General features: G+C 68.9%; 24 protein-coding genes and 3 tRNA genes. 10 read left to right on the top strand and 17 right to left on the bottom strand.

Going from position 1 to position 24,121, the window contains the following annotated elements:
* The first annotated feature begins 14 nt into the window (after positions 1 to 14).
* The gene (locus tag J2S35_RS04250; RefSeq protein ID WP_309850190.1) at positions 15 to 590 is read left to right on the top strand and encodes a hypothetical protein; all 576 of its coding nucleotides are present in this window, start codon (positions 15 to 17) and stop codon (positions 588 to 590) included.
* A gap of 206 nt (positions 591 to 796) precedes the next feature.
* Here the strand turns inward: J2S35_RS04250 and J2S35_RS04255 are convergent, their stop codons facing one another.
* Together J2S35_RS04255 and J2S35_RS04260 are read right to left on the bottom strand one after the other, a co-directional pair.
* The gene (locus J2S35_RS04255) at positions 797 to 1,645 is read right to left on the bottom strand and encodes a hypothetical protein (RefSeq protein ID WP_309850192.1); all 849 of its coding nucleotides are present in this window, start codon (positions 1,643 to 1,645) and stop codon (positions 797 to 799) included.
* A complete protein-coding gene (locus J2S35_RS04260; RefSeq protein WP_309850194.1) occupies positions 1,638 to 2,666 on the bottom strand; it encodes a type IV toxin-antitoxin system AbiEi family antitoxin in 1,029 nt (342 codons plus the stop codon). Before J2S35_RS04260 ends, J2S35_RS04255 begins: the two co-directional genes overlap by 8 nt.
* 316 nt (positions 2,667 to 2,982) lie before the next feature.
* On the opposite strand from J2S35_RS04260, the gene J2S35_RS04265 reads away from it, so the two are divergent.
* Positions 2,983 to 4,134, top strand: coding sequence for an IS1249 family transposase (locus J2S35_RS04265; protein WP_309850197.1), 1,152 nt, complete (start codon positions 2,983 to 2,985; stop codon positions 4,132 to 4,134).
* 192 nt (positions 4,135 to 4,326) lie between these two features.
* On the opposite strand, the gene J2S35_RS04270 is transcribed toward J2S35_RS04265, so the two are convergent.
* The 3 genes from J2S35_RS04270 to J2S35_RS04280 form a co-directional block, all read right to left on the bottom strand.
* Positions 4,327 to 4,399: transfer RNA gene (locus J2S35_RS04270), tRNA-Phe, on the bottom strand.
* Between the two features lie 68 nt (positions 4,400 to 4,467).
* A tRNA-Asp gene (locus J2S35_RS04275) sits at positions 4,468 to 4,541 on the bottom strand.
* Positions 4,542 to 4,673: 132 nt separating this feature from the next.
* A tRNA-Glu gene (locus J2S35_RS04280) sits at positions 4,674 to 4,746 on the bottom strand.
* 137 nt (positions 4,747 to 4,883) lie between these two features.
* Here J2S35_RS04280 and J2S35_RS04285 point away from each other — a divergent pair.
* Together J2S35_RS04285 and J2S35_RS04290 are read left to right on the top strand one after the other, a co-directional pair.
* Positions 4,884 to 6,275, top strand: a complete 1,392-nt coding sequence (locus J2S35_RS04285) for an MFS transporter (protein WP_309850199.1) — start codon at positions 4,884 to 4,886, stop codon at positions 6,273 to 6,275.
* Positions 6,272 to 6,649 (top strand): metallopeptidase family protein, encoded by a 378-nt coding sequence (locus J2S35_RS04290; protein ID WP_309850201.1) that lies wholly within the window; start codon positions 6,272 to 6,274, stop codon positions 6,647 to 6,649. The genes J2S35_RS04285 and J2S35_RS04290 overlap by 4 nt, the downstream gene beginning before the upstream one ends.
* Before the next feature lie 31 nt (positions 6,650 to 6,680).
* On the opposite strand, the gene J2S35_RS04295 is transcribed toward J2S35_RS04290, so the two are convergent.
* The 5 genes from J2S35_RS04295 to J2S35_RS04315 all read right to left on the bottom strand — a co-directional run bounded on the left by J2S35_RS04295 (position 6,681) and on the right by J2S35_RS04315 (position 11,958).
* Positions 6,681 to 7,646: a universal stress protein gene (locus tag J2S35_RS04295; protein ID WP_309850203.1), complete on the bottom strand. Its 966-nt coding sequence runs from the start codon at positions 7,644 to 7,646 to the stop codon at positions 6,681 to 6,683.
* Positions 7,647 to 7,694: 48 nt separating this feature from the next.
* The gene (locus tag J2S35_RS04300) at positions 7,695 to 8,393 is read right to left on the bottom strand and encodes a copper resistance CopC family protein (protein ID WP_309850205.1); all 699 of its coding nucleotides are present in this window, start codon (positions 8,391 to 8,393) and stop codon (positions 7,695 to 7,697) included.
* 80 nt (positions 8,394 to 8,473) lie between these two features.
* Complete coding sequence (locus J2S35_RS04305; RefSeq protein ID WP_309850208.1) at positions 8,474 to 9,418, bottom strand: electron transfer flavoprotein subunit alpha/FixB family protein; 945 nt, start codon at positions 9,416 to 9,418, stop codon at positions 8,474 to 8,476.
* A gap of 28 nt (positions 9,419 to 9,446) precedes the next feature.
* Positions 9,447 to 10,259, bottom strand: a complete 813-nt coding sequence (locus tag J2S35_RS04310; RefSeq protein ID WP_309850211.1) for an electron transfer flavoprotein subunit beta/FixA family protein — start codon at positions 10,257 to 10,259, stop codon at positions 9,447 to 9,449.
* A gap of 4 nt (positions 10,260 to 10,263) precedes the next feature.
* Complete coding sequence (locus J2S35_RS04315) at positions 10,264 to 11,958, bottom strand: aldolase/citrate lyase family protein (protein ID WP_309853030.1); 1,695 nt, start codon at positions 11,956 to 11,958, stop codon at positions 10,264 to 10,266.
* 122 nt (positions 11,959 to 12,080) lie between these two features.
* On the opposite strand from J2S35_RS04315, the gene J2S35_RS04320 reads away from it, so the two are divergent.
* Both J2S35_RS04320 and J2S35_RS04325 read left to right on the top strand, forming a co-directional pair.
* The gene (locus J2S35_RS04320) at positions 12,081 to 12,773 is read left to right on the top strand and encodes a TetR/AcrR family transcriptional regulator (RefSeq protein WP_309850212.1); all 693 of its coding nucleotides are present in this window, start codon (positions 12,081 to 12,083) and stop codon (positions 12,771 to 12,773) included.
* On the top strand, positions 12,770 to 13,939 hold the full coding sequence (locus tag J2S35_RS04325) for an acyl-CoA dehydrogenase family protein (RefSeq protein WP_309853032.1): 1,170 nt from the start codon (positions 12,770 to 12,772) through the stop codon (positions 13,937 to 13,939). The genes J2S35_RS04320 and J2S35_RS04325 overlap by 4 nt, the downstream gene beginning before the upstream one ends.
* Positions 13,940 to 14,035: 96 nt before the next feature.
* Here J2S35_RS04325 and J2S35_RS04330 read toward each other — a convergent pair whose 3' ends face one another.
* The gene (locus J2S35_RS04330) at positions 14,036 to 14,446 is read right to left on the bottom strand and encodes an arsenate-mycothiol transferase ArsC (RefSeq protein ID WP_309850214.1); all 411 of its coding nucleotides are present in this window, start codon (positions 14,444 to 14,446) and stop codon (positions 14,036 to 14,038) included.
* Complete coding sequence (locus J2S35_RS04335; RefSeq protein ID WP_309850216.1) at positions 14,443 to 15,963, bottom strand: MFS transporter; 1,521 nt, start codon at positions 15,961 to 15,963, stop codon at positions 14,443 to 14,445. The genes J2S35_RS04330 and J2S35_RS04335 overlap by 4 nt, the downstream gene beginning before the upstream one ends.
* Positions 15,964 to 16,051: 88 nt before the next feature.
* Here J2S35_RS04335 and J2S35_RS04340 point away from each other — a divergent pair, with 88 nt between their 5' ends.
* Together J2S35_RS04340 and J2S35_RS04345 are read left to right on the top strand one after the other, a co-directional pair.
* A complete protein-coding gene (locus J2S35_RS04340) occupies positions 16,052 to 17,098 on the top strand; it encodes a pirin family protein (protein WP_309850219.1) in 1,047 nt (348 codons plus the stop codon).
* Positions 17,095 to 17,400 carry a GNAT family N-acetyltransferase gene (locus tag J2S35_RS04345; protein WP_309850221.1) on the top strand — a complete coding sequence of 102 codons (306 nt, stop codon included), beginning with the start codon at positions 17,095 to 17,097 and terminating at the stop codon, positions 17,398 to 17,400. The genes J2S35_RS04340 and J2S35_RS04345 overlap by 4 nt, the downstream gene beginning before the upstream one ends.
* 21 nt (positions 17,401 to 17,421) lie before the next feature.
* Here the strand turns inward: J2S35_RS04345 and J2S35_RS04350 are convergent, their stop codons facing one another.
* The 4 genes from J2S35_RS04350 to J2S35_RS04365 are packed head-to-tail and all read right to left on the bottom strand — an operon-like array spanning position 17,422 to position 20,744.
* Positions 17,422 to 18,375 (bottom strand): spermidine synthase, encoded by a 954-nt coding sequence (locus J2S35_RS04350; RefSeq protein WP_309850223.1) that lies wholly within the window; start codon positions 18,373 to 18,375, stop codon positions 17,422 to 17,424.
* Between the two features lie 3 nt (positions 18,376 to 18,378).
* Positions 18,379 to 18,888 carry a GNAT family N-acetyltransferase gene (locus J2S35_RS04355; protein WP_309850225.1) on the bottom strand — a complete coding sequence of 170 codons (510 nt, stop codon included), beginning with the start codon at positions 18,886 to 18,888 and terminating at the stop codon, positions 18,379 to 18,381.
* Between the two features lie 23 nt (positions 18,889 to 18,911).
* Positions 18,912 to 19,256: a thiamine-binding protein gene (locus J2S35_RS04360; protein ID WP_309850227.1), complete on the bottom strand. Its 345-nt coding sequence runs from the start codon at positions 19,254 to 19,256 to the stop codon at positions 18,912 to 18,914.
* 9 nt (positions 19,257 to 19,265) lie between these two features.
* Complete coding sequence (locus tag J2S35_RS04365; protein WP_380084067.1) at positions 19,266 to 20,744, bottom strand: sugar porter family MFS transporter; 1,479 nt, start codon at positions 20,742 to 20,744, stop codon at positions 19,266 to 19,268.
* 314 nt (positions 20,745 to 21,058) lie between these two features.
* Here J2S35_RS04365 and J2S35_RS04370 point away from each other — a divergent pair, with 314 nt between their 5' ends.
* The gene (locus tag J2S35_RS04370) at positions 21,059 to 21,298 is read left to right on the top strand and encodes a helix-turn-helix domain-containing protein (protein WP_309850231.1); all 240 of its coding nucleotides are present in this window, start codon (positions 21,059 to 21,061) and stop codon (positions 21,296 to 21,298) included.
* Positions 21,295 to 22,467, top strand: coding sequence for a type II toxin-antitoxin system HipA family toxin (locus J2S35_RS04375; protein ID WP_309850233.1), 1,173 nt, complete (start codon positions 21,295 to 21,297; stop codon positions 22,465 to 22,467). The genes J2S35_RS04370 and J2S35_RS04375 overlap by 4 nt, the downstream gene beginning before the upstream one ends.
* Positions 22,468 to 22,484: 17 nt before the next feature.
* On the opposite strand, the gene hutH is transcribed toward J2S35_RS04375, so the two are convergent.
* Positions 22,485 to 24,116 (bottom strand): histidine ammonia-lyase, encoded by a 1,632-nt coding sequence (gene hutH, locus J2S35_RS04380; protein ID WP_309850234.1) that lies wholly within the window; start codon positions 24,114 to 24,116, stop codon positions 22,485 to 22,487.
* Positions 24,117 to 24,121 lie beyond the last annotated feature (5 nt).

Consider the following 24,121-nt stretch of genomic DNA (forward strand, 5'->3'; position numbering starts at 1 on the left):
AGGAGAACATCACCATGAAGAAGATCGCATCGCGCACCGCGGCCGCTGCCGTCGTCGCCACTCTGGGATTCACTGGTCTCGGCGCCTCCGCCCAGGCCGCCGAGGCCCCCACCACGGGCCTGGACCTGGCACCGTACGTGACGGTGTCCAGCGCCAAGGCTCCCGGCTTCGCCGGCGCCGTCGCCATCCGCGTCAAGAACGTCGGCAGCGAGCGGTACTACGGCGAGTTCCCCGCCGTGACCTTCCGCGTGGACGTCAAGACGGAGAAGGGGCCCAAGGGCGTTGACCGCCTCATGACCCCCGGCTGGTACAACGGCGCCTACATGCGGGACCTCGGATTCAACGAGTCCACGTCCACGCGCACGTTCGAGATCACGCTGTCCAACCCCGTCCCGGTCGGCAAGGACCAGCTCGTGGCCACCCTGAACTTCGGTGACGGGCTCACGCGCGAAGGACGCCTGACGAACTCGATCACCGTCACGCAGACGGGCCGCCTCGCCGGCGACACGTCCACGGGCAACGATCAGAACATCAGCTCCCTGACCAGCGCCAAGGACGACTTCGGCCGCCCCATCGCCGGTCTGTTCTAAGACTCGCCGCGGGCGCCCCAGTGGCGCGCACGGCGTGGGCTGCCCAGCCCTGAAAAGGCCGCTGGCCGACACCTTCCCCCCGGGGTGGCGGTCAGCGGTCTTTTTTGCTCGGTGCGAGGTGGTGCCGATCCGCGGCACCTTCACCTCAGCCACGCCAACATTGAGCCTTCCCGGCCCCCGGAATCTCGCCTCAAAGCAGGCGCCGTTCATCCGATCATGCCGCACGTCGACAGGAGCGCGGCTGCTATCTCGCGACGCCGAGGCAAGTCAGGGCGCGTCACAACCTCGCCACCTGCATCAGGGGCGACGAAATATCGGGTAAAGAGCTCTGCGTCAGTTCCCGCCATCCGCATGCGGAGATCGTCTTGCTCTGCACGGCTCAAAGCCCCGAGCGCATCCAACCCGAGCAGGGCCGCGGCCGCGCAGTCCACGTCAAAGTCGTGCCCCTCGAGAATCTCGTAACCTGCCTTGGTGTCATAGAGGCGGTCCACAACACCCGAGTCATTCGCGTACCAGTACGCCGCAGCCGCCAAATCGGTTGCGTCCTTGTACTCACATCCCGGCACCCGATCCAGCCACGCACAGAGTTTTACCGCCGCGTATCCAGCGGGGCTCGGCACCATGATGGGGTGCCCGGAGGGAAGCGTGAATGGCGAGGACCCCGCGTAGATAGAGCGAAACCCGAAGACACTAAGACTCTCGCCCCTAGAGCGCGGCGTGGCTTCCCCGTCGGGCTCTTCAACAGCGCCAAACGGAACGCAGTCCACGGGCCATCCTGCAATCCTGCACCGAATGCCACTTGCCCCCAAAGGAGGGAATTCGTTGCGGGCCTTGTCGAAGGGCTCCCACGTGGCCAATGAGATTGCCATGTCAAGATCCGTGGTGCGCCGCAGCGGGAGCTGCTCATGGCCGTAGGCGGCATGATGGAGGTCGCGCGCGAAGGCGCCGACGAGCATGAGTGCCTGTGGGGCAAGTCCCGTTTTCGTCACGAGTTCTCGGACAACGTCGTCAACCGGCGAGATGACCCCCTCTGGCACCCGAGTCAGGTCATACATAGGGCAGCGCGATCTGTTTCGCGACCTCCCACTGGCGGGGGTCCCTCGACGCCATGAGGTCTGCCCTGACGAGCAAAGCGGGAGCCACTTCGGACCGGAGGCCCGTGTCGACACTGGTTCCATCCGGCTCGGTCCAGAACTTCCGGCGAATCACAATATTGCCCTCCCCCGTGCTCGGGGCCCGCCAACGGTTGCGGACTGCCAGCTCTTTCCACGAGCCGTTTGTGTAGACCGTCAGCGTCGTAGGTCGGATGAGGTCGGGCACGGCGGACTCACCGCCCAACACCACCGCTGCCGATGGCGTCACGCGTCGGTCGATATCGCCCTCCAAGCGCCGCAGTTCCAAGGCGGGGCCAAGCCCAGTCGGATAGGAGCTCAACCAAATCTGTTCAAGGTCTTCTCTTCGCGTGAGGCGCACTCCGTCCTGGTCTCGGACAACGAACCCCTCCCGGACGAGAAGGCCGACAGTGCTGTTGACGAGGCCAAGGGAGACGCCCGCGGCCTCCGCCACCTCCCGCTGGGGTGCCTGCCTCAACTGAGGCCAGGCAAGAAGAGCAAAAATCACCTGCGAACGGCGGGGGGTGAACAGACTCCCCTTCTCCGAGACTCGAAGTCGGGCTTGCACCTCTGCCCACGGACCCTTCGGCCGCCCCTGGATCTCGATGTACGTGCCCCCGAACTTCAGGTTCATGTTGCCCGACATGTCCACATAGTTCACCCCCATCCGCCGGAAGGCCTCGGCGCTGCGCGGGGAGATGTACGGCGCGAGCACCACCAAGGGAGGCGGGTGAGGAGTGCCATCGTCCAGAAAGGGAGTCGTGATCCCCCTGTTCTCCGGGATGGATTCCACGGTGCCGGAAGGAAGATAGACCAACTCGACGTCGCTCGACCCCCGCGGGCTTTGCAAGCGCGCACGTGTCAGGGCGCCGGCGTCCAAGGCGCCGAGAGGAATCTCGCTCCGGAGATTGATCTCGTGGGCTGAGAGGAGGTGGTGGGCGGTCATCGGCATGAGCTCGTGCATAGAAGTCCGTTCACTCGTTCGACTCGTTCACTCTAACTGAACAGGTCAAAATAGTGAACACACTACCGAAGGGGCCCGGACGAGGACGCGGCGGGGGTGGGCGCGGCGCGTGCAGGGCGGGGTGGTGCCGATCCGCGGCACCTTCACCTCAGCCACGCCAACATTGAGCCTTCCCGGCCCCCGGAATCTCGCCTCAAAGCAGGCGCCGTTCATCCGATCATGCGGGTTAGCGGCCAAAAAGTGTGTGTGGCAGGGGCCTGCTTCCCAGTCGGCAGTAGGGCTATACGCCCGTTGACTTACTCTGCAAGCATGATGAATGCCCCTTCCCGCGAATCGGCCCCGTTGTGGTGTATGCGCCCAGCCCCTGATCAAGAACGGCACGACCAGCGCAGGACGCCCGCGCTACCGATGCTCATCCTGCGGAGCGTCCACCACCCCAGCCCGCCGGGATGACCTGACACGGGCCCACCAGATCCACCGCTTCGAGGACTGGCTCCTTGGACGTACGACCCAGGGCGAGCACGGGCCCGCTCGCACATTCCGCCGCCAACATGCCTGGTGCTGGAACGTGGCCCCGGAACCAGTACTGACCGGGGAAGTCCACCGGGTGCTGATGCTGGATGGGACGTACTTCAACACCTGGTGCGCGCTCGTGGCCTACACCGGTGAGCATGTCGTGGCGTGGCAGTTCTGCGACCGGGAGAAGCGCGCGTCCTGGGCCGCGCTGCTGGAGATGATCCCGGCCCCGGAGATCGTCATCGTCGACGGGAACGCCGCGGCTCTGACCGTGATCGGCGAGCTGTGGCCCGCCACCCGGGTTCAACGGTGTCTCTTTCATCTGCTTCACCGGGTGGATGAGCATCTCACTCGTCGGCCCGTGCTACAGGCAGGGCGGCAACTGCGGTCGCTGGCCCGGGCGTTGCCGAAGGTCTCCTCCCTGGACCAGGCGGCCTCGTGGGAGGCTTCGTTGGCCGCGTGGCATGGGGCCTGGCGGGCGCTTCTGACGGAGCGCACGTACGCCCGTGCTGGCCTGGTGAGGCCCTCGAGCGTGCCTGTGAGCGCGGCGTGGTGGTACACGCATCAGCGTCTTCGGCGGGCGTATTTCACCCTGGAACGCGTTCGCAAAGCCGGGCATCTCTTCACCTGGTTGGAACAAGCCAGGCCCGGGGAAGTGCTGCCGCGTACGACAAGCCCGCTCGAGGGTGGGGTCAATGCCGGGCTCAAGGAACTCTTCCGACTGCATCGCGGGATCCCCAGGCACCGGGCCCCCGTGGCGGCGGCCTGGTATTTCCGGTCCTTGAGCGTGGACACTCGACCAGCAAGCGAGCTCATCCGCCCTGAGCACTACCAGGCCCGGGAGGACACCATCGCGGGGGTCGAGGACGTGATCGGGCCCGAGCTGTGGGGCACCGGGTTCAGCTGGGAGGACGGGAACGGAACCCAGCGAGGGTGGGCAGGACGGCCATGACACGCCCGAGAAAAACACACTTTTTGGCCGCTAACCCGATCATGCCGCACGTCGACAGGAGTCCGGACGTACCGCTCGTTGGCCGGCGCTCCCGGGGATCCTCGACCCCGCAGCTCCTCTCGCAGCGAGTAGCCTGAACCGGCTCTAGACAGCAAAGAACCCCCGCGATGTAGAAGCTACGCGGGGGTTCAGTGGCTCCGACCGGCGTCGATCCGGTGACCTTTCGATTTTCAGTCGAACGCTCTACCAACTGAGCTACAGAGCCGAGTCATTCACGATGACCCCAGAGATGACGAGGGCATTCCCGAAGGAATGCCGACGACGCTCTCTGAGCGACCCTGACGGGACTTGAACCCGCGACCTCCGCCGTGACAGGGCGGCGCGCTAACCAACTGCGCTACAGGGCCTTGAAGAATCGGCTCAAAAGTTCTTTCAAACTTCCTTGCCGTTCCAAGAGTTAGACTCTATCATGCTTTTTTCCACCGTGCAAACTCTGCGGCTCCAGCACTCTGGAATCCAGTTTTCCGCACGAAGCGGAGTACCCCCAACGGGATTCGAACCCGTGCCGCCGCCGTGAAAGGGCGGTGTCCTAGGCCGCTAGACGATGGGGGCCTGTTCATACGCGAACACCATCACACGGCAGTCCTCGCACGGACTCAAGAAAGTCTATGCGAAGTCCTCCGCGATGACAAACCGGCCACCCTCTCCACGCCTGCACCGCCCATCTGCCCCCAACTAGACTGCTTCTCGTGCGAGAAACCCCCACAGCCCCCGCCCGCTCCTCTGCCGACGACGAGGCTGCCGCCGCAGTCACCCCCGCCGGCCACGCGGCCCCGCAGCCCCACCCGGACCACCCGAGCCACGAGGGCTCGCCCCGCCGCAAGGCCGTCGTCGCCTCCGCAGCCGTGGGCCAGTTTGTGGAGTTCTACGACTTCCTGGTCTATGCCTACGTGGCCTCGAGCATCAGCCACCACTTCTTCCCGCCGGGCGACCCGCTCGCAGGAACCCTTCAGACCTTTGGCGTGTTTGCCCTCGGGTTCTCGATGCGGCCCCTGGGCGGCGTGCTGTTCTCGCACCTCGGGGACCGGATCGGGCGCCGCCGCGTCCTCGCCGCGGTCATCCTGCTCATGGGCGCGGCCACCGCGGCCATCGGCCTCCTGCCCACATACGCGCAGGTGGGCGTCTGGGCGCCGATTCTCCTCACGGCGTGCCGCATGGTCCAGGGCCTTTCGGCTGGCGCGGAGACGATCGGGAGCAACACCCTCGTCGCCGAGCACGCTCCGCCGCGACGCCGCGCGCTCTACGTCAGCCTGTCCTCCACCTGCATCAACATCCCGGGCATTTTCGCGGCAAGCCTCGTGCTGGCCTTGACGAAGACCATGGGCGCTGCGGCGTTCGCGGAGACGGGGTGGCGCTGGTGCTTCCTGCTCGGCGGGGTCTTCGCCCTCGTGGGCCTGATCATTCGATTCAGGGTCGAGGAGTCGCCGGAGTTCGAGCGCACGCGCAAGGCCGACGCGCTCCCCCGCGTCCCCGTGCTCGAGTCCCTGCGCGAGCACCCGCGGTTCATCGCCTTGGCCTTTGCCCTCTCGGTCCTCTCCGGCCTTGGTTTCTACACGATGAGCGGGTACATGACGACGTACCTCACGGGCACGGCGGGACTCGCGTCCACGCAGGCACTCGCGAGCAACGCCATCGCCTTGAGCGTCCTCCTCGTGCTTCAGCCTCTCGCCGGCTGGGCGTCCGACGTCGTCGGCCGTGGCCGCATGCTCACCGCCGGCGCCCTGGCCATCGCCGTGGTCGCCTACCCCGCGTACCTGCTGGCCGGCAGCGGGACGTTCGCGGGCGCGGTGGGTGGGCAGATCCTTCTGGCCGCGGCCTTGGCCACGTACTTCGGCCCGGTGACGAGCGCGGTGCTGGAGATTTTCCCGGCGCGCGTGCGCTTCTCGGCGGCGGCCCTCGCGTTCAACCTCGCGTATTTGCTCTTCGCGGGCACCGCGCCTTTCGTCTCCGCGTGGCTGGTGTCCGTGACTCGGACGACGACGGCTCCGGCCGTCTACCTGGCCGCCGTGGGGATCGTTGTGGCCGCCGTGACTCTGTTGTTCCGCCCGCGCGGGCCCCTCACCGACGGGGGTTCCCGGTGATCGAGCTGACGGATCTGGAGTTTGACCTGGCCCTGAACGAGGCCATGGACAACCTGCCGCCCAGGCTTGCTGAGGTGATCTCCGGGCTGGGGAACGTGGCCGTCTTGGTGGAGGACCGCTACGTGCCGGGCCCTGGGGAGGACCCTGACCTGCAACTGTGGGGGGTCTACGAGGGCGTCCCTCTCACGGAACGGACGTTCGATTCGGAGATCGGGGCCTTGCCGGACGCGATCATCCTGTTCAAGGAGACCTTCCTTCAGGCCTGCGAGACGTACGACGACGTCGTGGACGAGATCATCACGACCATCGTCCACGAGGCCGCACACCACTTCGGCATCTCTGATGCCCGCCTGCACGAGCTCGGCTGGGGCTAGAGCTCGGGCGGAGTCCCGGGCGCCTGCTGGCCTAGAACCCGCGGGGCGTGGGACCGAAGTCCGGACGGTTCGCCAGACGGGGGTCCTCACCACGCTCGGGCACCACCATGATGGGCCCGCGGGCCTGGGAGAGGACGGACTGGGACGTGGAGCCGAGCAGCATGCCCACGAAGCCGCCGCCGCCGCGTGCGCCCACGACCGTCAGGGCAACGTGCGAGCTCATCTCTGTCAGGACTTTGGCCGGCACACCCTCGAGGATCTCCGTCTGAATCTCGAGGTCCGGGAAGTGAGAGAGCAGCCAGTCTCGGGCCGCCCGCAGGTGGACCGTGACTTCGCTCCGCATGGACTCGACGCTTTCAGCGGGCGGCACCCAGGCCACGGACGTCGTGAGGTGCGGCAGCGCGCACACCAGGCGCAGGGGGTACCCCAGGCCCAGGGCTCGCTCTGCGGCCAGGAGAGCGGCGAGGCGCCCCCTTTCGGAGCCGTCAACGCCGACGACCACGACGTCCTCGCGGCCCGGCTTCGCCTCGAGTCCCTCCCCGCAGACTGTGGGAACGATGACGCTGGGGCACTTCGCGTGGGCGGGCACCGCGGAGGCGGTCGAGCCCACGAGCAGGCCCATGAAGCCGCCGCGGCCGCGGGCTCCGAGGACGAGCATCTCAGCCCGCTCGGAAAGGTCCCGCAGGACGCCTGCGGCGTCCCCGTGAGCGGTGAAGGCATGAGCGTCGACGCCGTGCTCGGCCGCCTTCTTTCGTCCGTCCTGCGCGATGTCGACCGCGCCGAGCTGAAGGGCGTCGTCCTCGACCGGCACCACCGCGGCCTCGAGGCCCATCAGCGTGTAGGCCGGTGAGGTGTACGCGGTGACGATCGTCAGGTCCAGCCCGGTCCGCTGGGCCTCTCGCGCGGCCCAGGCGAGAGCGCAGTCGGCGCTCTTCGAACCGTCGTACCCCACAAGGACGCCGTAGCGGTCCTGTGACTTCTCGGTGTGCTCCGTCAAGATGTCCTCCTCGAGTGATTCGAACTGGCTTCTGAAGACGCCCCCAGGCTACACCCGGGGCGAGTCGTCGGTCCGGGACCCTGTCTGAGCGGGAGGCGTGTCCGCCTGTTCCTTCTCGATCAGCTTTCGTCGTGCGCCGAGCCCCACCACGAGGAGGGCGATGACCCCCAGCATTATGAGGATGAACACGACGATGGACACCGGCTGCGTCTGGCCGCCGCCTGCGGCCTCAACCGCCTTTCGCTCGTCCGTGGAGCCGGGCGCGGCCGGGACGGTGGGACCGCCCTGAACCTGTGTTCCGGCTTCCCGGCCCGTCGTCACGGTGTAGGAGTACCGGCCGTGGGCCGGGGTCCCGTCCGGCCGGATGGCCTCCCACGTGACGGAATATGTTCCGGCGGGGGCACCTGCGGTGAGGGGCTGGCGGGCCACCGCCCCCGTCACTTCTGGCGGGTTGGGCGCCCATTCGCGCCCCTTGCTGTCCTTCACGCTGATGACGAGGCTGCCCGCGGCTGGCGCCTCCTGGAAGGTCAGTCGCACCTCGAGCGGAGCGGGGTTCGCTTCAGCTGAGGCGGCGGGATGTGCTGCGGTGAGGAAGGACTCCTCCGCGTGGGCGGCAGGGGCCCAGAGCCCCGCAACGAGGGCGACCAGCAGGCCGAGGAGCAGTGCCGTCGGCGCGCTGAGACGTGAGGGGCCGTGCATCTGCTTTCGGCGGCTGGCCCGGCCGCGCTGCCCCGGGGTGCGCGTCACTGAGCCTCCGATAAGCCCAGTGGCGACCCCATCCTGACCTGTCCTCACGTCCTCATTCCTCCAGCAGTGTTCATTTGCGCTCAGCCCCGGCGGCGCCGGATCTCCGCGATGGCCTGGGGAAGCACGTCGTTGAGGTCGCCGACGATGCCGAAGTCCGCAATCTCAAAGACTTGAGCCTCCTCGTCCTTGTTGATGGCCACGATGACCTTGGACGTCTGCATGCCTGCCCGCTGTTGCACTGCGCCGGAAATTCCCACGGACACGAAGAGCTGCGGGGACACGGTGACGCCGGTCTGGCCGATCTGGGCGCTGTGCTCAATCCAGCCGGCGTCTGTAGCTGCGCGCGAGGCGCCGACGGCACCGCCGAGCTCGTCCGCCAGCTGCTCGACGAGGCTGAAGTCGCCGTCAAGGCCGCGGCCTCCAGCGACGACGACGCGCGCCTCCGTGAGCTTGGGGCGGTCCGAGACGGGGGCGGGGCTCGTGCTCACGATGCGCGCCGCTGGTCGGGCGATGCCCGGCTCACACCGGTGCGTCTGGGGCGTGGTCGCCGATGGGGCCGGCTGGGCCTCGATGCTGTTGGCCTTGACCGTGACGAAGACGAGGTCCGTCTTGGGGACGACCCGCGTGGTGTGAGTGCCCGCGAGGACGGACTTGGTCACGGTTCGGTCCTCCGCGAGCGCGATGGCCTCCGTGATGACGGCCGCTCCGAGCCGCGCTCCAAGGCGTCCGAACCATTCTGTGGCATCTGCTGTGGGGCTCGCGAGGACGAGCCGAGGGCCGGTCTCGCGGATGACAGACTCCAGCAGTCCCGTGTCGGTGGCCGAGACGTCTGCGGCGACTGTCTGGGGAGCGAAGACGCGCCCCACCCCGTACGGCCCGAGGTCGGCGACAAGCTGATCCTGCAGGGGAACGTGCGTCAGGGCAGAGACCACGCCGCCGTCGGCGAGGCTGAGGGCCATCGTGAGTAGTTCTGCCTCGGCGGAGGCGATGGACTCCGCATGGCCAAGGTCTACGAGGATGTTCATGATGCGATGCTCCTAGGCTCGGTGCGGGTCAGATCAGGCGTTCGGCGGCAAGGAAGTCCACGAGCTTCACGCCGGCGTCCCCCTCATCCCGGATGATCTCGCCCTGCTGACGCTCCGGGCGGCGGTCGGCGCCCATGACCTCGATCAGCGCTCCGGCGGAGCCCACCTGTGACGCGTCGAGACCGAGGTCCTCCAGTGAGAGCACGGTGACGGGCTTCTTCTTCGCGGCCATGATCGCCTTGAAGTTTGGGTAACGAGGGGTGTTGGCCTGGTCGGTCACGGACACGAGGGCTGGAAGCCTCGTCTCGACGTTGGCCGTTGCGTGGGCGGTGGCGCGAGTGGCGGCAAGGTCCGCGCCCTCGGAGGTCGACCACTCCAGCGAGTCCGCCCGGGTCACGAGCGGCAAGTCCAGGAGCTCGGCGAGCTGGGCGGGAACGAGCGAGGTTTCGGCGTCCGTGGCTGTCATGCCGGTGAGGACGAGGTCCACGCCGCCGTGCTCAGCCCCGATATGGGCGATGGCGGCCGCGAGGGTCCGTGCGGTGCCGAGGGCGTCGGATCCGGCCAGGGCGTCGTCGAGCACGTGGAAGCCGGCGTCCGCGCCGAGCTGAAGCGCTTTCTTGACCGCAGCGGAGGCCTGGGCCGGCCCCATGCAGAGCGCGAACACGCTGATGGCGGCCTCAGGGCGGGCCTCCCGGAGGGCCATGGCGGCCTCGAGGGGGTACTCGTCCAGCTCCGAGAGGATGGAGTTGGCGCGGTCAAGAGTCAGGTCCTCGGTAAACCCGCGCTCCAGCTGGGCGTCCGGGACATGCTTGACGGGCACGACGATGTTCAGAGAGCTCATGATCCTATCTTTGCGTAGAAAGTTGGGAGGCGCGTGCAAGAACCGCACGGGCCCTGCGGACGATGGGCGCGTCCACCATCTGCCCCTCGAAGCGGAAGGCCCCGCCCTGGCCCTCGGCCGCTGCGAGCAGACGGCGCGCGTGGTCGGCCTCCTCCGGCGTGGGGGCGTACCCCTGGCGGATCGGTCCTACCTGGCGGGGGTGGATGCACGCGGTGGCCCGGAAGCCACTTGTGGCGGCCTCCTCGGCATCACGACGCTGAGCTTCTTCGTCCTCGAAGTCCGGGAGGACAGCGTCAATGCAGGCTTTGCCGTGCGCAGCCGAGGCGTAGAGCACCCTGAACCGGCCGTGCTGGATGACCTCCCTGTAGGCCCCCTCGGTCGCCCTGGTGGAGCGCGCTCCCAGCGAGTCCGCGAGGTCTTCCGCTCCCCACAGCAGGGCGACCACTGCGGGGTGCCCTGCCAGTTCCTCCGCTGCGAGGACACCCCGGGCCGTCTCAATCTGGGGAACGATCCGCGCACCCGGGACAGCCTCAGCGAGCGCGTCCACAGCCTCGAGGCTCTCCGCCTTGGAGAGGATCACGGTGCGCATCCGCGAGCGCGCGACCGCAGCGGCGTCCGCGTCCCACTCCGGCGTCCCCCAAGCCGACATGCGAACGAGCGCGCGCCACGGGTCCACCTCGGCAGCCACGACTGCCTCGCGCGCTCGCGCCTTGGACTCCGGGGACACGGCATCCTCGAGGTCGAGGGCGACGGCGTCAGCGCGATCAGCGGCCTTGCCGAACCGTTCCGGGCGGTCGGCCGGGCAGAAGAGGATGGCCGGGCCCATCTCGAACCGTTCCGGATCCCCCTCGCGAACCCGGATCTGATACGTGCGAGCTCCCTCCGAGACGTAGACGAGGACGCCCTCTGGGGAGTCCCGGCGGCCTTCGCCAGGAATCGCGCGGACGACACGCTCTGGGTCCATGACCAGAGGCGGGCGGCGGCGCGGGGAGCGAGGCCGCGACTGCCCGGACGAGGCCGGAGACCCCTCCCCGGGGACACGAGGAGCCCCCGTGTGGGGATCAAGCGGGAAACACTCGGCGGCCATCTGCCCTGAGCTCTCCCCCGCGCCCTCGCCGCGCGGAGCCTCAGCGGGGTGCGCCGGCGCTATGGCGCGCAGCCCCGCCGACATCTCGGCGTACTCCACAAGGAGCTCGTCAGGCTCCGGGAACACAGCGTCATCCAGAAGCTGCTGGGCTCCCTCCTCCCCCAAGGGCTCTGCCGCCAGCGCGGGACTCGTGGCGAGGAGGTGCAGGAACTCGATTGACGTCTCCACCCCCAGGATGACCGTCTCCTCCAGGGCGCGCGCCAACCCCTCCAGGGCCTCCGCCCGCGTCCGGCCGGTCACATCCAGACGAACAAGCGCCCCGTCATCCGCGGAAACGGCACGACCAGGCGCGAGAACCGTCTCCACCTCCACTCCGTCCCTCGTCGGCAGCTCGAGGTAGAGCACTGTGCCGGCGGATGGGGCGAGCCCCCGGCGGGAGGCCTCCGCTCTGATGAGAGCCGTCACGGACCAGGCGGCGTCCTGTGCCGCAAGGGCGTCGTCGTCCGCTCCGACCGGAAGCGCTCCCGCACCCGGCCGCTCACGCAGCTCCAGGAGCATCTTGCCGTTGAGCTCAACCTGCTCCGCGGCGCGCCCCGGCCCGCTGCCTGTCATCTTCCCCACGACCCTGCCTCACATTTGGGTTAGCGATGAGTAACTGAGATATACTCTAGGGGACGCGCAGCACAGTGTCCACACCGTCACCCGCCGCACGACACGCTGGAGAGAGGGAGTGAATGAACGTCACGCCACGTGGCCTCGCCAAGGCTGATCGGCGAGCTCAAATCCTCGACAGCGCCGCGCGCCTCTTCGCCCACCGGGGCTACGCCCAGGTGACGGTCGCGGCCATCGGAGAGCGGTCCGGAGTGACGGGCCCAGCCGTCTACCGGCATTTCAGGAGCAAGGAGGCCATCCTGGCGGAAGTCCTCCACTCAGCCTCGAAGGGGCTTCTTGAAGACGCGGGAGGCACCTGCTCAGACGCGCCCACCCCCGGGGCGGCGCTGAACGGACTGATCGAGCTGCACGTGAAATTCGCCCTGTCCAACTCCGCGGCCATCCGCATCCAGGACCGGGACCTCACCTTCCTGAGCAGCCCAGACCGGCGCCGCATCCGGTCCACTCAGAAGGACTACGTGAGCCACTGGACGCGCGTCCTGGCCCACTTGCGCCCCGATGAGCCAGAGGAGAGCCACGTGACTCGCGCCGTCGGGACCATCGGACTCATCAACTCGGCCGTGTGCGCCCGGGCCCTCCCCCTGGAGGACCCTGCGGCATTCGCGGCAACGCTGCAAGAGATGGCGAGCCTCGCGCTCGGGGCCCCACATCAGGCAGCCGAAACGGAGCGCTCGGAGACGGGCGGCGCACAGCCGCCTCAGACTGCCGTGCCTGCCACTTCATCACCCGGCATGGGAAGAAAGGACACCATCTGATGCAGAGCTTTTACACCGAGGAGCAGGAGGAGTTCCGGGCGGTCGTCCGCGAATTCGCCGAGCGCGAGCTCGCCCCCCACTACGCCGACTGGGAGAAGGCCCACCGCATGGACCGGTCCATGTGGACGGCTGCCGCAGAGGCCGGCCTGCTGGGGCTCGCCATCGGGGAAGAGCACGGCGGGATGGGCCTGTCTGACTACCGGTTCCGCGCAGTGATCGACGAAGAGCTTGCCCGCTCCGGACACCACGCGGTGGGCCTCGCGTTCCACCTGCATGACGACTGGGTCCTCCCCCATGTTCTCGCCGAGGGCACGGCGGAGCAGAAGGAGCGCTGGCTGCCGCGGATGCTCTCCGGCGAGATGGTGACCAGTGTGGCCTACACGGAGCCAGGAGCCGGCAGTGACCTGCGCGCCGTGCGCACCAAGGCCGTCCGGGACGGGGACCACTACGTCCTCAACGGGCAGAAGTCGTTCATCGGCAATGGGGTGACGGGAGACGCGGCCCTCGTTCTCGCCCGGACGGACGGCAGCAAGGAGGCCCGCGGCGGCCGGAACAGCTTCAGCCTGTTCATCGTGGAGAAGCAAGACCACCCGGGCTACACGGCTGGCCGCCAGCTCGTGAAGATGGGACTCAACGCCTCAGACACGGCGGAACTCTATTTCGACGACGTCCGCGTCCCCGCCGCCAACCTCATCGGCGCCGAGGGGCAGGGCCTCGACCTGGTCCACAAGCACTTGCCCCAGGGCCGCCTCGCGGTCGCCGTTGGGGGGCTCTCCACCGCCAAGGTGGTCCTTGAGCACACGCTGCGGTACGTCTCGGAGCGGGACGTCTTCGGCTCCAGGGTGCTCGACTTCCAGAACACGCGGTTCGAGCTCGCCGAGGTCTCCACCCGCCTCGAGGCAGCAGAAGCCTACGTGCAGCAGGCCATTCACCGGTTCAACGCGGGCCAGCTGGATCTCGTGGACGCCTCGCGGGTCAAGCTCCACGCGGGGAGCACGGCTCAGGAGGTCGTGGACCGCTGCCTCCAGCTCCACGGCGGCTTCGGCTACGGGACGGAGACGGCCGTGGCCCAGGCCTACCTCGCAGTGCGGCTGCTGACGATCTTCGGTGGGACCAACGAGATCCTCAAGGAGACCATCGGGCGGGACATCGCCAGCCAGGCCTGACCTCGAGGTGCGGGAGTCGGGCACACCCGGCTCCCGCACGGAGCTCCCGCCTGGACTCCCTACCGAGGCCCCGCACGAAGCTCCTCCCGGGACTCCCTACCGGGATCCCTCGCGGAGATCCTCGCGTAGCGCCTCGACTCGCTGCTCGATGTCGTCCAGGATGAGGTTCATGCGCTCAGCGCCCTCAATCCCCTCCTCGGAAGGCTCGCGGGTGAGCCAGCGCTCCACGCGCCGCCCCTCCGGGACATCAAGCTGCGCCTCGTTGCCGAGGATGACCACGACATCCGCCGCCTCGAGCGTCTCGGGGGCAATCGCCTTCGCGTACTCCCCCTCAACCGAGTAGCCGCGCGCTTCAAGAGACGCAACAGACTGGGCGTTGAGCCCAGAGCCGGGGTTCGTGCCGCCAGAGACGACTCGCAGCTCCTCGCCGGCGCCCTTGCGCATGACCGCCGCGGCCATCTGGGACTTGCCCCCATTCTTGGAACAGACAAACAGGACCGTCTTCATCGCGTCCCCTCCTCGCTCGTCAACACATGTGCCCCGGTCCGGCGAGTGCCGGCCGTGCTGTGTTCAGCGTAGGCGTGGCCCTGCTCGTCGTCGAGCACAGTGCGGCTCTTGTTCTTCGGCAGGAAGAACAGGTAGACCACCAGCGAAATCGCGATGCACACGGTGACATACGTGATGAACCCGGCCCGCATGTTGTGGCTGTTCATGTACGCGCCGACGAACGGGATCGTGCCGCCAAAGAGCGAGTTCGCAATCGCGTAGCCGAGTCCTACGCCGAGGGCGCGGATCTTGGCAGGGAAGAGCTCCGCCTTCACGAGCGCCGAGATCGAGGTGTAACCCACCGTGATGACCAGGCCGGCGGCCATGAGGAGGAAGGCGACCATCGGGCTCTTCACGTTGGCCAGCGTGCCCAGGATGGGCCAGGTGAAGAGCGTTCCGCCCACACCGAAGGCAACGAGGAGCGCCTTGCGCCCGATCTTGTCAGACAGCAGGCCGGCCACCGGCTGAAGGCACATGAAGAGGAAGAGCGCCGCAAAGTTGATGACGGAGGTCTGCTCCTTCGGGATGCCGGACACGTTGTTCATGTAGCTGAGGATGTAGGTCGTGTACGTGTAGAACGCGACCGTTCCGCCGAGCGTCAGCATGACGGTGAGCAGCAGCGGCCGCCAGTACTGCGTGAACAGGACCTTGAGAGTTCCTGCGTCCTGGACCTCGGCGTTGTCTGTGGCGGCTGCGATCTTGTCGTGCTCAAGGGACTCGTCCATGCTGCGCCGCAGCCACAGGACCACCAGAGCGCCCACGGCACCGAGGATGAAGGGGATGCGCCAGCCCCAAGCGTGCAGCTGCTCCGAGGTGAGGACGTTCTGGAGAATGATGAGCGTCAGCAGCGCCAGGACCTGGCCACCCACGAGGGTCACGTACTGGAAGCTGGAGAAGAAGCCGCGGCGGTTCCGGGTGGCCACCTCGGACATGTACGTCGCGGACGTGCCGTACTCGCCGCCGAGCGAGAAGCCCTGGAGCAGGCGGGACATGTAGAGGATGACCAGGGCCCACACACCGATCGTGTCCCGGCCGGGGAGGATCGCGAGGATGAGCGAACCGAGGGCCATGAGGGAGATGGAGAGCGTCAGCGCGGCCTTGCGCCCGTGCCGGTCCGCGTACCGCCCGAAGAACCATGAGCCCACGGGCCGCATGAGGAACGTCAGGGCGAAGCCGAGGTAGGCGTCGATCTGGGACTGAACCGGGTCCGACTTGTCAAAGAACGCCGTGGCGAAATATCCGCTGAACGCGGCGTAAATGTACAGGTCAAACCACTCGATGAGGTTTCCTGCTGACCCCTTGAGGGTATTGGAGACGGCGTGGCGTGTCTCCTCGGCGGTGGGCTTCCGCGCCTCACCCGCAGCGGCAGTCCGTGCCTGCTCGGCCGGGGACTGGCGCGTCGGCTCGCCGGGACCGCGGGGTTCGGCGTGGGCCCCCGGCGTGTGCTGCGGCGTTTTCGCCGCGCCCTCCATCGACATAGTTAATCTCCCTTAGAGTTTCCTGACAGACCCCCAACCTACACGCGAAGGCTCCCTCAGGGAACGCCTCGGCACCTAAGCTTGCGGCGTGAGCAATCTCGAAAAGGATCCCGAACCCCGCCGCTGTTCCCCCCTGCACTCCGGCGGCGGCCACGTGACCGTGCTCGACCCCCGCGAGGTGCCCCTCGGCGGCCTGCGCGCCATGAGTGTTCGCCGCACGCTCCCGGCGCGTGGCCGCTCCCTCGTGGGACCGTGGTGCTTCCTCGACCACTACGGCCCCAACTCGGTAGAGTCCACGGGCGGGATGCGCGTCCCGGCCCACCCTCACACGGGCCTCCAGACCGCCTCCTGGCTGTTCTCCGGCGGGATCGACCACGCTGACTCCTCCGGCGGCACCGCTCGCGTCGCCCCCGGAGAGCTGGACCTCATGACCGCGGGCCGCGGCATCAACCACTCCGAGTTCTCCGCGCCGGGCACCTCGGTCCTCCACGGGGCGCAGCTGTGGATCGCGCTCCCGGACCATGCGCGCTTCGCCGAGCCCCGCCTCGAGAGCTACACCCCCGAGCCCGTGCGCACCGGCGGCGCCACCGTGCGCGTCTTCCTCGGCGAGATCCTGGGCGTCGCCTCCCCTGTCGAGGCCTTCTCGCCCATCGTGGGCGCTGAGATTCTCCTGGATCCAGGCTCGCGCGTGAATATTCCGGTTCGGGAATCCTTTGAGCACGCCATCCTGCTCGACGACGGGGCGGCGGACCTCCGCGTGGCCCCGTCCCCTGCCGGGCCCCTCGGCCCCGTGACGGCGGTCAGCCGCGCGCAGCTCGCCGTCGTCGGCTCCGGAGCCACGGAGCTCGAGGTGACCAACACGGGCGAAGGGACGCTCCGCATCCTCCTCATTGGCGGCGAGCCGTTCGGCGAGGAGATTCTCATGTGGTGGAACTTCGTGGGGCGCGAGGACGCCGAGATCCGCGCCTGGCGGAGCGAGTGGCAGGATGCGCTCGAGGGGCGGGAGACTCGGTTCGGGGAGCTCGTCTCTGGCGAGCCCATCCCAGCCCCAGAGCTGCCCGCGGTGCGGCTGCGCACGCGGGGCAACCGGCCCGCAGACCCCGCGCCGCGCACCCAAGGAGAGGCAACCTCATGACCTATACGTTCACGCACACCGAGCAGGACGGGCAGCACGTCATCGAGGCCCACGAGCCCGAGGGCTCCGTGGCTGGCGAGATCGTCTTCTCCGAGTCCGGGGGAGTCTTCCCCATCACGCACACCGGCGTCCGCCCGCAGTTCCGGGGCAAGGGCCTCGCGGCAGACCTGGCGGACCGGGCCTTCGCGGAAATCGAGCACCGCGGCGGCCGCGTCATCCCCACGTGCCCGTACATCCAGGACACGTACCTGCCCCGCCACCCCGAGCTGAAGCGCCTCGTGGTCGGCTCTGAGGGAGCCTAGGGGCGCGGTGCCCCGCGTGCGCTAGACCCCCGCGAGGGCGGGGCCCTCACCGTCGGGCCCGGTGCCCGCGGGCGGCTCCGGCTCGTCCGCGTCGCGTCGCACGGTGGCCCCGGCGCAGAACGCGCGGACCCGTCCCGTGCCCCACGCCTGGGCCGGGACGCCAGAGCCGAGGAGCACGCGGTTCAGCTGGGCGTCCGGCTCGAAGGGCTCGTCCGAGGCGACGACGACGAAGTTCCCCGCCCGGCGCCCCTTGAACATGGCAGGGTCCGCGATCACGCAGACGTGCGGGAAGACGGCCAGCGTCGTCGCAATGTCCTCCTTGGCGGCCGTGAGGTCCATGCGGCTGCCGATGTTCGCGGTGTACAGGCCACCCGGGCGAAGGACGCGGCGCACCTCGCCGAGGAACTCGAGGGTCGTCAGGTTCCAGCCTGTGGCGTCCGTGGCGAACACGTCGCGGATGATGACGTCCCGGCTGTCCTCCGTGAGCGAGTCGATGGCCGTGCGTGCGTCCTCCGCGCGCAGCCGCAGCTTCGGGGCGCGCGGGAGGTCGAGGATCTCGCGCATCTTCGTCACGAGGGCGGCATCGATTTCGACGACGAGGCTCCGCGACTCCGGGTACACCGCAAGCGACCAGCGCGGCAGCGTGCACGCGCCGCCACCGAGGTGAAGGAAGTTCAAGCGCTCCGCGTGGTCCGTGAAATGGTGCTCGACGGCTGCGGCGATCCACTGCATGTACTCGAACTCGAGGACGGTCGGATCGTCCATGATGTGCGAGGATTGCACGCCGTTGAGGACGAACACCCAGCCGCCCTCCGAGTAGGGGTCCGGCTCGATCCGGGCCAGGCCCGTGTCCACGCGGAAGGTCTGAGGGGTGAGGCCCGCGGTGCCTGACGGCTGCTTCCCTGCTGGCTGCCCCTTGGCACCCTGTCCTTTGGATGCCTTCTGACCGGCGGGGCTCTTCTTGGCTGCGGCCATGGGTCAGTTCACCTCTCCGCGCACCATGCGCAGCTCGTCCTTCAGGGCCCACGTCTCGTCGAGGGTCTCCCTCTCGCCGGTGAGCCGGAAACCGTGCTTCTCGTAGAACCGGATGGCCCGGGCATTGCCTTCAAGCACCCACAGGTGGGCGGGCAGGCGGCCGATCGCGGCGGCCAGGAGAAGGTCCGCGGCGCCTCGGCCCCGGTAGTCCTTGTGGAGGTACAGCATCTGGAGCTCCACCGCGGGCAGTTCGGCTGCCTTGGGCTCCTCGGGGCTCGTGGGGCGCGCCCCTGACATGCCGACGACGGCGTCCCCGTCCAACGCGACGTGGAATCTCATCCCGAGGCCCATCCCGGCCTCCCAGAAGCCGACGTTCTGGGGGATGCCTCGCTCGACGAGCTGGAACACCTCTTCGCCACGGAACGGGTAGCACTCGCGGTGGATGTCGAGCTTGGCTCGGAGCACGGGCTCGATGTCTTCAGGCGTGCCTTCACGAACCAGCAATTGTGTCATGCGGGCAACTCTATCGGGCGGGCTCAGGCCCCGGGCGTCTCCCCGATGGCCTTCTCGAGCCGCTCGAGCTTGCCGTCCAGCTCACCAGAGAAACCCGGGCGGATGTCGGCCTTGAGGACAAGCGCCACTCGGGACCCGAAACGGCCGACCTCGGCGGTGGCGCGCTTGACCACATCCATGACCTCGTCCCACTCGCCCTCGATCTCGGTGAACATCGAGCTGGTGCGGTTGGGAAGGCCTGACTCGCGAACCACCTTGACTGCGGCGGCCACGGCGTCGTGCACTGAGGCATCCGAAGGGCGACCTTCAGCGCGAAGGGAGGGGTCACTGGGCTCGCCCGAGGGCGCGACGGAGAAGGCGACGATCATGATCCCACCCTACGCGCGGCCGGCCGGGGCTGGCGTCCGGTAGATGGAGCCGTCCTCGACACCGCGCTCAACGCCCTCGAGGGTCCGCCCACGCGTCTCGGGGAGGACCTTCCACATGACGAGCGCCGTCACGACGTTGACCGCACCGAAACTGAAGAACGAGCCCGTCAGCCCCAGCGCCGCCAGCAGGGACGGGAACCACAGGCTGAGGAGCGCGTTGGCGATCCACATGCAGAACACCGAGACTCCCATGCCGAGCGCGCGCATCCGCAGCGGGAAGATCTCGCTCAGCAGGACCCACGTGGCCACGTTGAGGAACGTCTGCATGGACCCCACGAACGCCACGATGAGCACGAGCATGATGTACGGCCGCGCCGGGCTGTCGACCGGCACCACCAGGGAGGCCCCGCCGATGAGCAGGTGGCACAGCGCCACGAGGGCATACCCGGTGACCACAGTGGTGCGGCGGTTGACCCGGTCCATCATGGCCAAGGCGATGAAGGAGCCGATGACGCCGATGAGCGCCGGCGCAATAGCGGCCACGAGCGCCGCGTCCGCGGTGAATCCGGAGTCCCGCAGGACAACCTGGCCGTAGTACATGATCGAGTTGACGCCCGTGAGCTGCTGGAACACCGCGATGGCGATGCCCACGAGCAGAATCCGGCGGAGCCACCGGTTGCCGACAATCTCTGAGAGGCTCTCGGTGCGGCGGGCTGAGTCCTGGTCAACGATGCGCCGGACCTCGTCCAGCTCGGCGTCGGCCCGCTCCTCGGTCCGCAACGCGCGGAGCACCGTCCGGGCCTCCTCATGGCGCCCCTTGGCGACCAGCCAGCGCGGGGACTCCGGCACGCGGAGCATCCCGATGAAGAGGAACAGGCCGGGCAGCGCGGCGACGGCGAGCATGACGCGCCACACGCCCTCAACGTGCCCCAGGGTGCTGCCGAGGATCGCGTTGACGACGACGGCCGCGAGCTGCCCCACAAGGATCATGAGCTCGTTGCGCCCGGACATGGAGCCGCGCACCTCGTACGGGGAGAGCTCTGCGAGGAAGACCGGCACCACGGTGGACGCGCCACCCACCGCAAGCCCCAGGATGATGCGCCCCAGGATGAGCACGCCGAAACCGGGGGCGAGAGAGCATACGAGGGCGCCCGCGACGAAGAGCACCGAGAGGCCGATGATCGTGGTCCGCCGCCCCACGGCGTCCGAGACCCACCCGCCCGCGAGCGCACCGGCCGCGGCGCCGAAGAGGAGGGCGCTCGTGATTGCGCCTTCGCCGAGGGCATCGAGGCCGAGCTCCCCGGAGAGCGGGATGAGGGCGCCGTTGATGACGCCGGTGTCATAGCCGAACAGGAGGCCGCCGAGCGTTGCGACAAGGGCCACGAGCCCCAGCCTGCGCGTATGCGGCCCCGTCGAGAGAGGGGGCAGGGCTGGCGAAGCGGGTGTTCCGCTCAAGGCGTCTCCTTCGGTTGTCTGCGCGCCCCACACTGGGCGCGCAGGCCATGCGCCGGGGTGGCCGGCGTGACACGGATTACCACATTGTGCCACGCGGAATTGCGTGGGGGCGGAGCAGTGCGGACGACGACGGGGCTCTTCGCCGCCCCACTCCGGCACGATCCTGCCGGTGGACCCATGGGAGGCCTCAACCACCCTCAGGCCGACGCCGATTCGGCAATATCTTGCCGCCTATGGCAAAGATCCGCGCCGTTCATCCCCCCGCCGCAAAAACCGGCAACATTTTGCCGCAGAGGATAGGATGGGCGGGTCAAGAAAGGGCACGTCGATCCACGAATGGAGGCCCTGTGAACGGCTCCACGCCATCTGACCCGCGGCCATCAGACCCGCCGTCGACAGCGCGGATCGGCCAAGCCCTCCGCGAGGCCCGGGCGATGGAGGGCCTCTCGCAGCGAATCATCGCCGAACTCTCCGGCATCTCGGAGCGGACGCTCCGGGACATCGAACGGGGCAGCCCATCCCCCTCCCTCGGCTCGGTCCTGGCCGTCGCCGAGACACTCGGCATGACCCTCGAGGCCCGGCGGTGAACACAGAGCTCACCCAGGTCCGCTCGGCGGACGTGTGGAAGGCGGGGCATCGCGCGGGAGTCCTGCAGCGCACTGACGGCGGCGGGGTCGTCTTCCAGTACCTGCCCGGGTACCTCTCAGAGCACCGCCCCGCCGTGGCCACCACTCTCCCCCTCACATCGGAGCCCGTACACGCCCCCCAGGGTGCTCTGCCCCCGTTTTTTGCGGGCCTCTTGCCTGAGGGGCGTCGCTTCAGCATGCTCGCCCGGTCCCTCAAGACCAGTTCCGACGACGAGCTGACGCTGCTTCTCGCTGTCGGCCATGACACCCCGGGGGACGTCGTCGTCGTTCCCTCCGGACAGACCCCTCAGGAACCCCAGCCGCTCATCCGAGGCCCGTTTGAGGAGGAGGACTTCGCCGCTCTCCTGCCCCGCGTGGACCAGATCTCCCTCCCTGGCGTCCAGGCCAAGGCCAGCGCCTCCATGGTGACGTTCCCCGTCAGCGGGAGTGACGCGCGGTGGATCCTCAAGCTCAACCCCGCCGAGTACCCCCGCCTCGTGGAGAACGAGGCTGTGCACCTGACAGCCGCGCGGGGGCTGGGCCTGGGCGTGGCGGAGCACGCGCTTGTGCGCGACAAGAACGGGGTGCCTGGCCTGCTCGTCACACGGTTTGACCGGCTGCCCAGCGGCGGGCGGCTGGCATTCGAGGATGGCGCCCAGGTCCTGGGTCTTGCGCCCGCCAACAAGTATCAGCCGTCGAGCGAGGAGGTCGTCCTGGCTTTGGCGGCGCAGGCCCGCGCGCCCCGGATCGCGACGCGCGCCCTGTACCTGCATTTCCTCTTCGCGTGGCTCACGGGCAACGGGGACGCACACGCGAAGAACGTCGGGATCCTGGACCGGGGACGGGGGTTCGAGGTGGCGCCCGTGTACGACGTGCCGTCCACGCTTCCGTACCGGGACACGAGCCTGGCCCTGCCCGTGGACGGCCGCGCCAAAAAGCTGCGCCGCCGCCACTGGGATGCGTTTGGGGCGGCCATCGGCCTGCCGCCTGCCGCCGTCAAGAGCGCTCAGCGCCTCGCGCTGACGGCGGCGGCGGGCGCCGATCTCGCCGCAGTCCCCTTCGAGGGGTCTCCCCTCCACGGGGCCATGCGTGAGATCCGCGCCCGCCGCAGCGAGCTGGAGACCGCCTAGCGCGGCTCCCGGCCCCCTTACCGGAGCTCGACGCCCGCCGCGCGGACGGCCTCGAGGAGCGCGCCGGAGGCGATGAACGCCTCGCACCCGGCGATGTCCGGCGCCAGGAACCGGTCCGGGCCGGGGCCCGGGACACTCTCGCGGAGGGCCGTCATGACGGACGCCGCCACGGGGCCGGGCGCGGCCGAGGGCAGCGGCGTGCCGTCCGCCGAGCCCGCGTTGCCGCTCTGCGGGAGGGCGTCGGAGCCGTCGCGGGCGGCCCCGGCGTCGACCCCGCGGAAGTCAATGGCGCGCGCGGCCGCGAGGAGCTCGATGGCGAGGACGCGCCGGAGGTTGTCCACGCTCGTGCGGAGCTTGCGGGCCGCGTGCCAGCCGAGGGACACGTGATCCTCCTGCATGGCGGAGCTGGGGATGGAGTCCACGGACGCGGGGACGGCGAGGCGCTTCATCTCGGCCACGAGCCCGGCCTGCGTGTACTGGGCAATCATGAGGCCCGAGTCCGTGCCGGGGTCCGCCGCGAGGAACGGCGGGAGGCCGTGGGAGCGGGCGGGGTCGAGGAGGCGGTCGGTCCGCCGCTCGGACATCGAGGCGAGGTCAGCCACGGGGATCGCGAGGAAGTCGAGGACGTAGGCCACGGGGGCGCCGTGGAAGTTGCCGTTGGAGCGGACCTCGCCGGAGTCCAGGACCACGGGGTTGTCCACGGCGGCGGCGAGCTCGCGTGCGGCCACCTGGGTCACATAGTCGATCGTGTCGCGCAGGCCGCCGGCCACCTGAGGCGCGCAGCGCAGCGAGTAGGCGTCCTGGACGCGCCCGAAGGCCTTCTTGTGGGAGGCAACGAGCTCCGAGCCCTGGAGCACGGCGTACATGTTCGCGGCAGAGTCGACCTGGCCGGGATGCGGGCGCAGGGGCGCGTGCAGCTCGGGCGCGAACGGCCCGTCCGTGCCGCGCAGCGCCTCGACGACGAGGGCCGCGGTGACGTCGGCGGTCTTCACGAGTTCGCGCAGGTCCGCGAGCGCCATGATGAGCTGGCCCAGCATGCCGTCCGTGCCGTTGATGAGCGCGAGCCCCTCCTTCTCCTCGAGCTCGACCGGCGCGAGGCCCGCCTCCTCAAGCAGCTCGGGCACGGGGCGCTCCACCCCGTCACGGTCGGTCGCGCGCCCCTCGCCCATGAGCACGAGCGCGCAATGGGACAGCGGCGCGAGGTCGCCGGAGCAGCCGAGCGAGCCGTACTCGTGGACCACCGGCGTGATACCCGCGTTGAGCAGACCCACGAACGCCTCGACGGTCTCGGGCCGCACCCCCGTGTGCCCGGATGCGAGCGTCTTGAGGCGCAGCATCATGAGGGCGCGCACGACCTCCCGCTCCACCACGGGGCCGGTGCCGGCTGCGTGGGAGCGGATGAGGGACTTCTGGAGCAGCGCGCGCTTCTCGACGGGGATGGACGTGTTGGCGAGGGCGCCGAAGCCCGTGGAGATTCCGTAGGCGGGGGTCTCGGACGCCGCGAGCTCGTCGATCCCGGCGCGGACGGCGGCGATCCGCTCCCGCGCCTCGGCGGCGAGCTCGATCCGCGCGTCGTGGCGCGCCACGGCAATGACGTCGTCGGCCGTGAGGCCAGAAGTGGAGAGGGTGACGGACTCGGGCAGGCTCATAGGTG

This window comes from Falsarthrobacter nasiphocae, assembly GCF_031456275.1.
GTDB classification, from domain to species: Bacteria; Actinomycetota; Actinomycetes; order Actinomycetales; family Micrococcaceae; genus Falsarthrobacter; species Falsarthrobacter nasiphocae.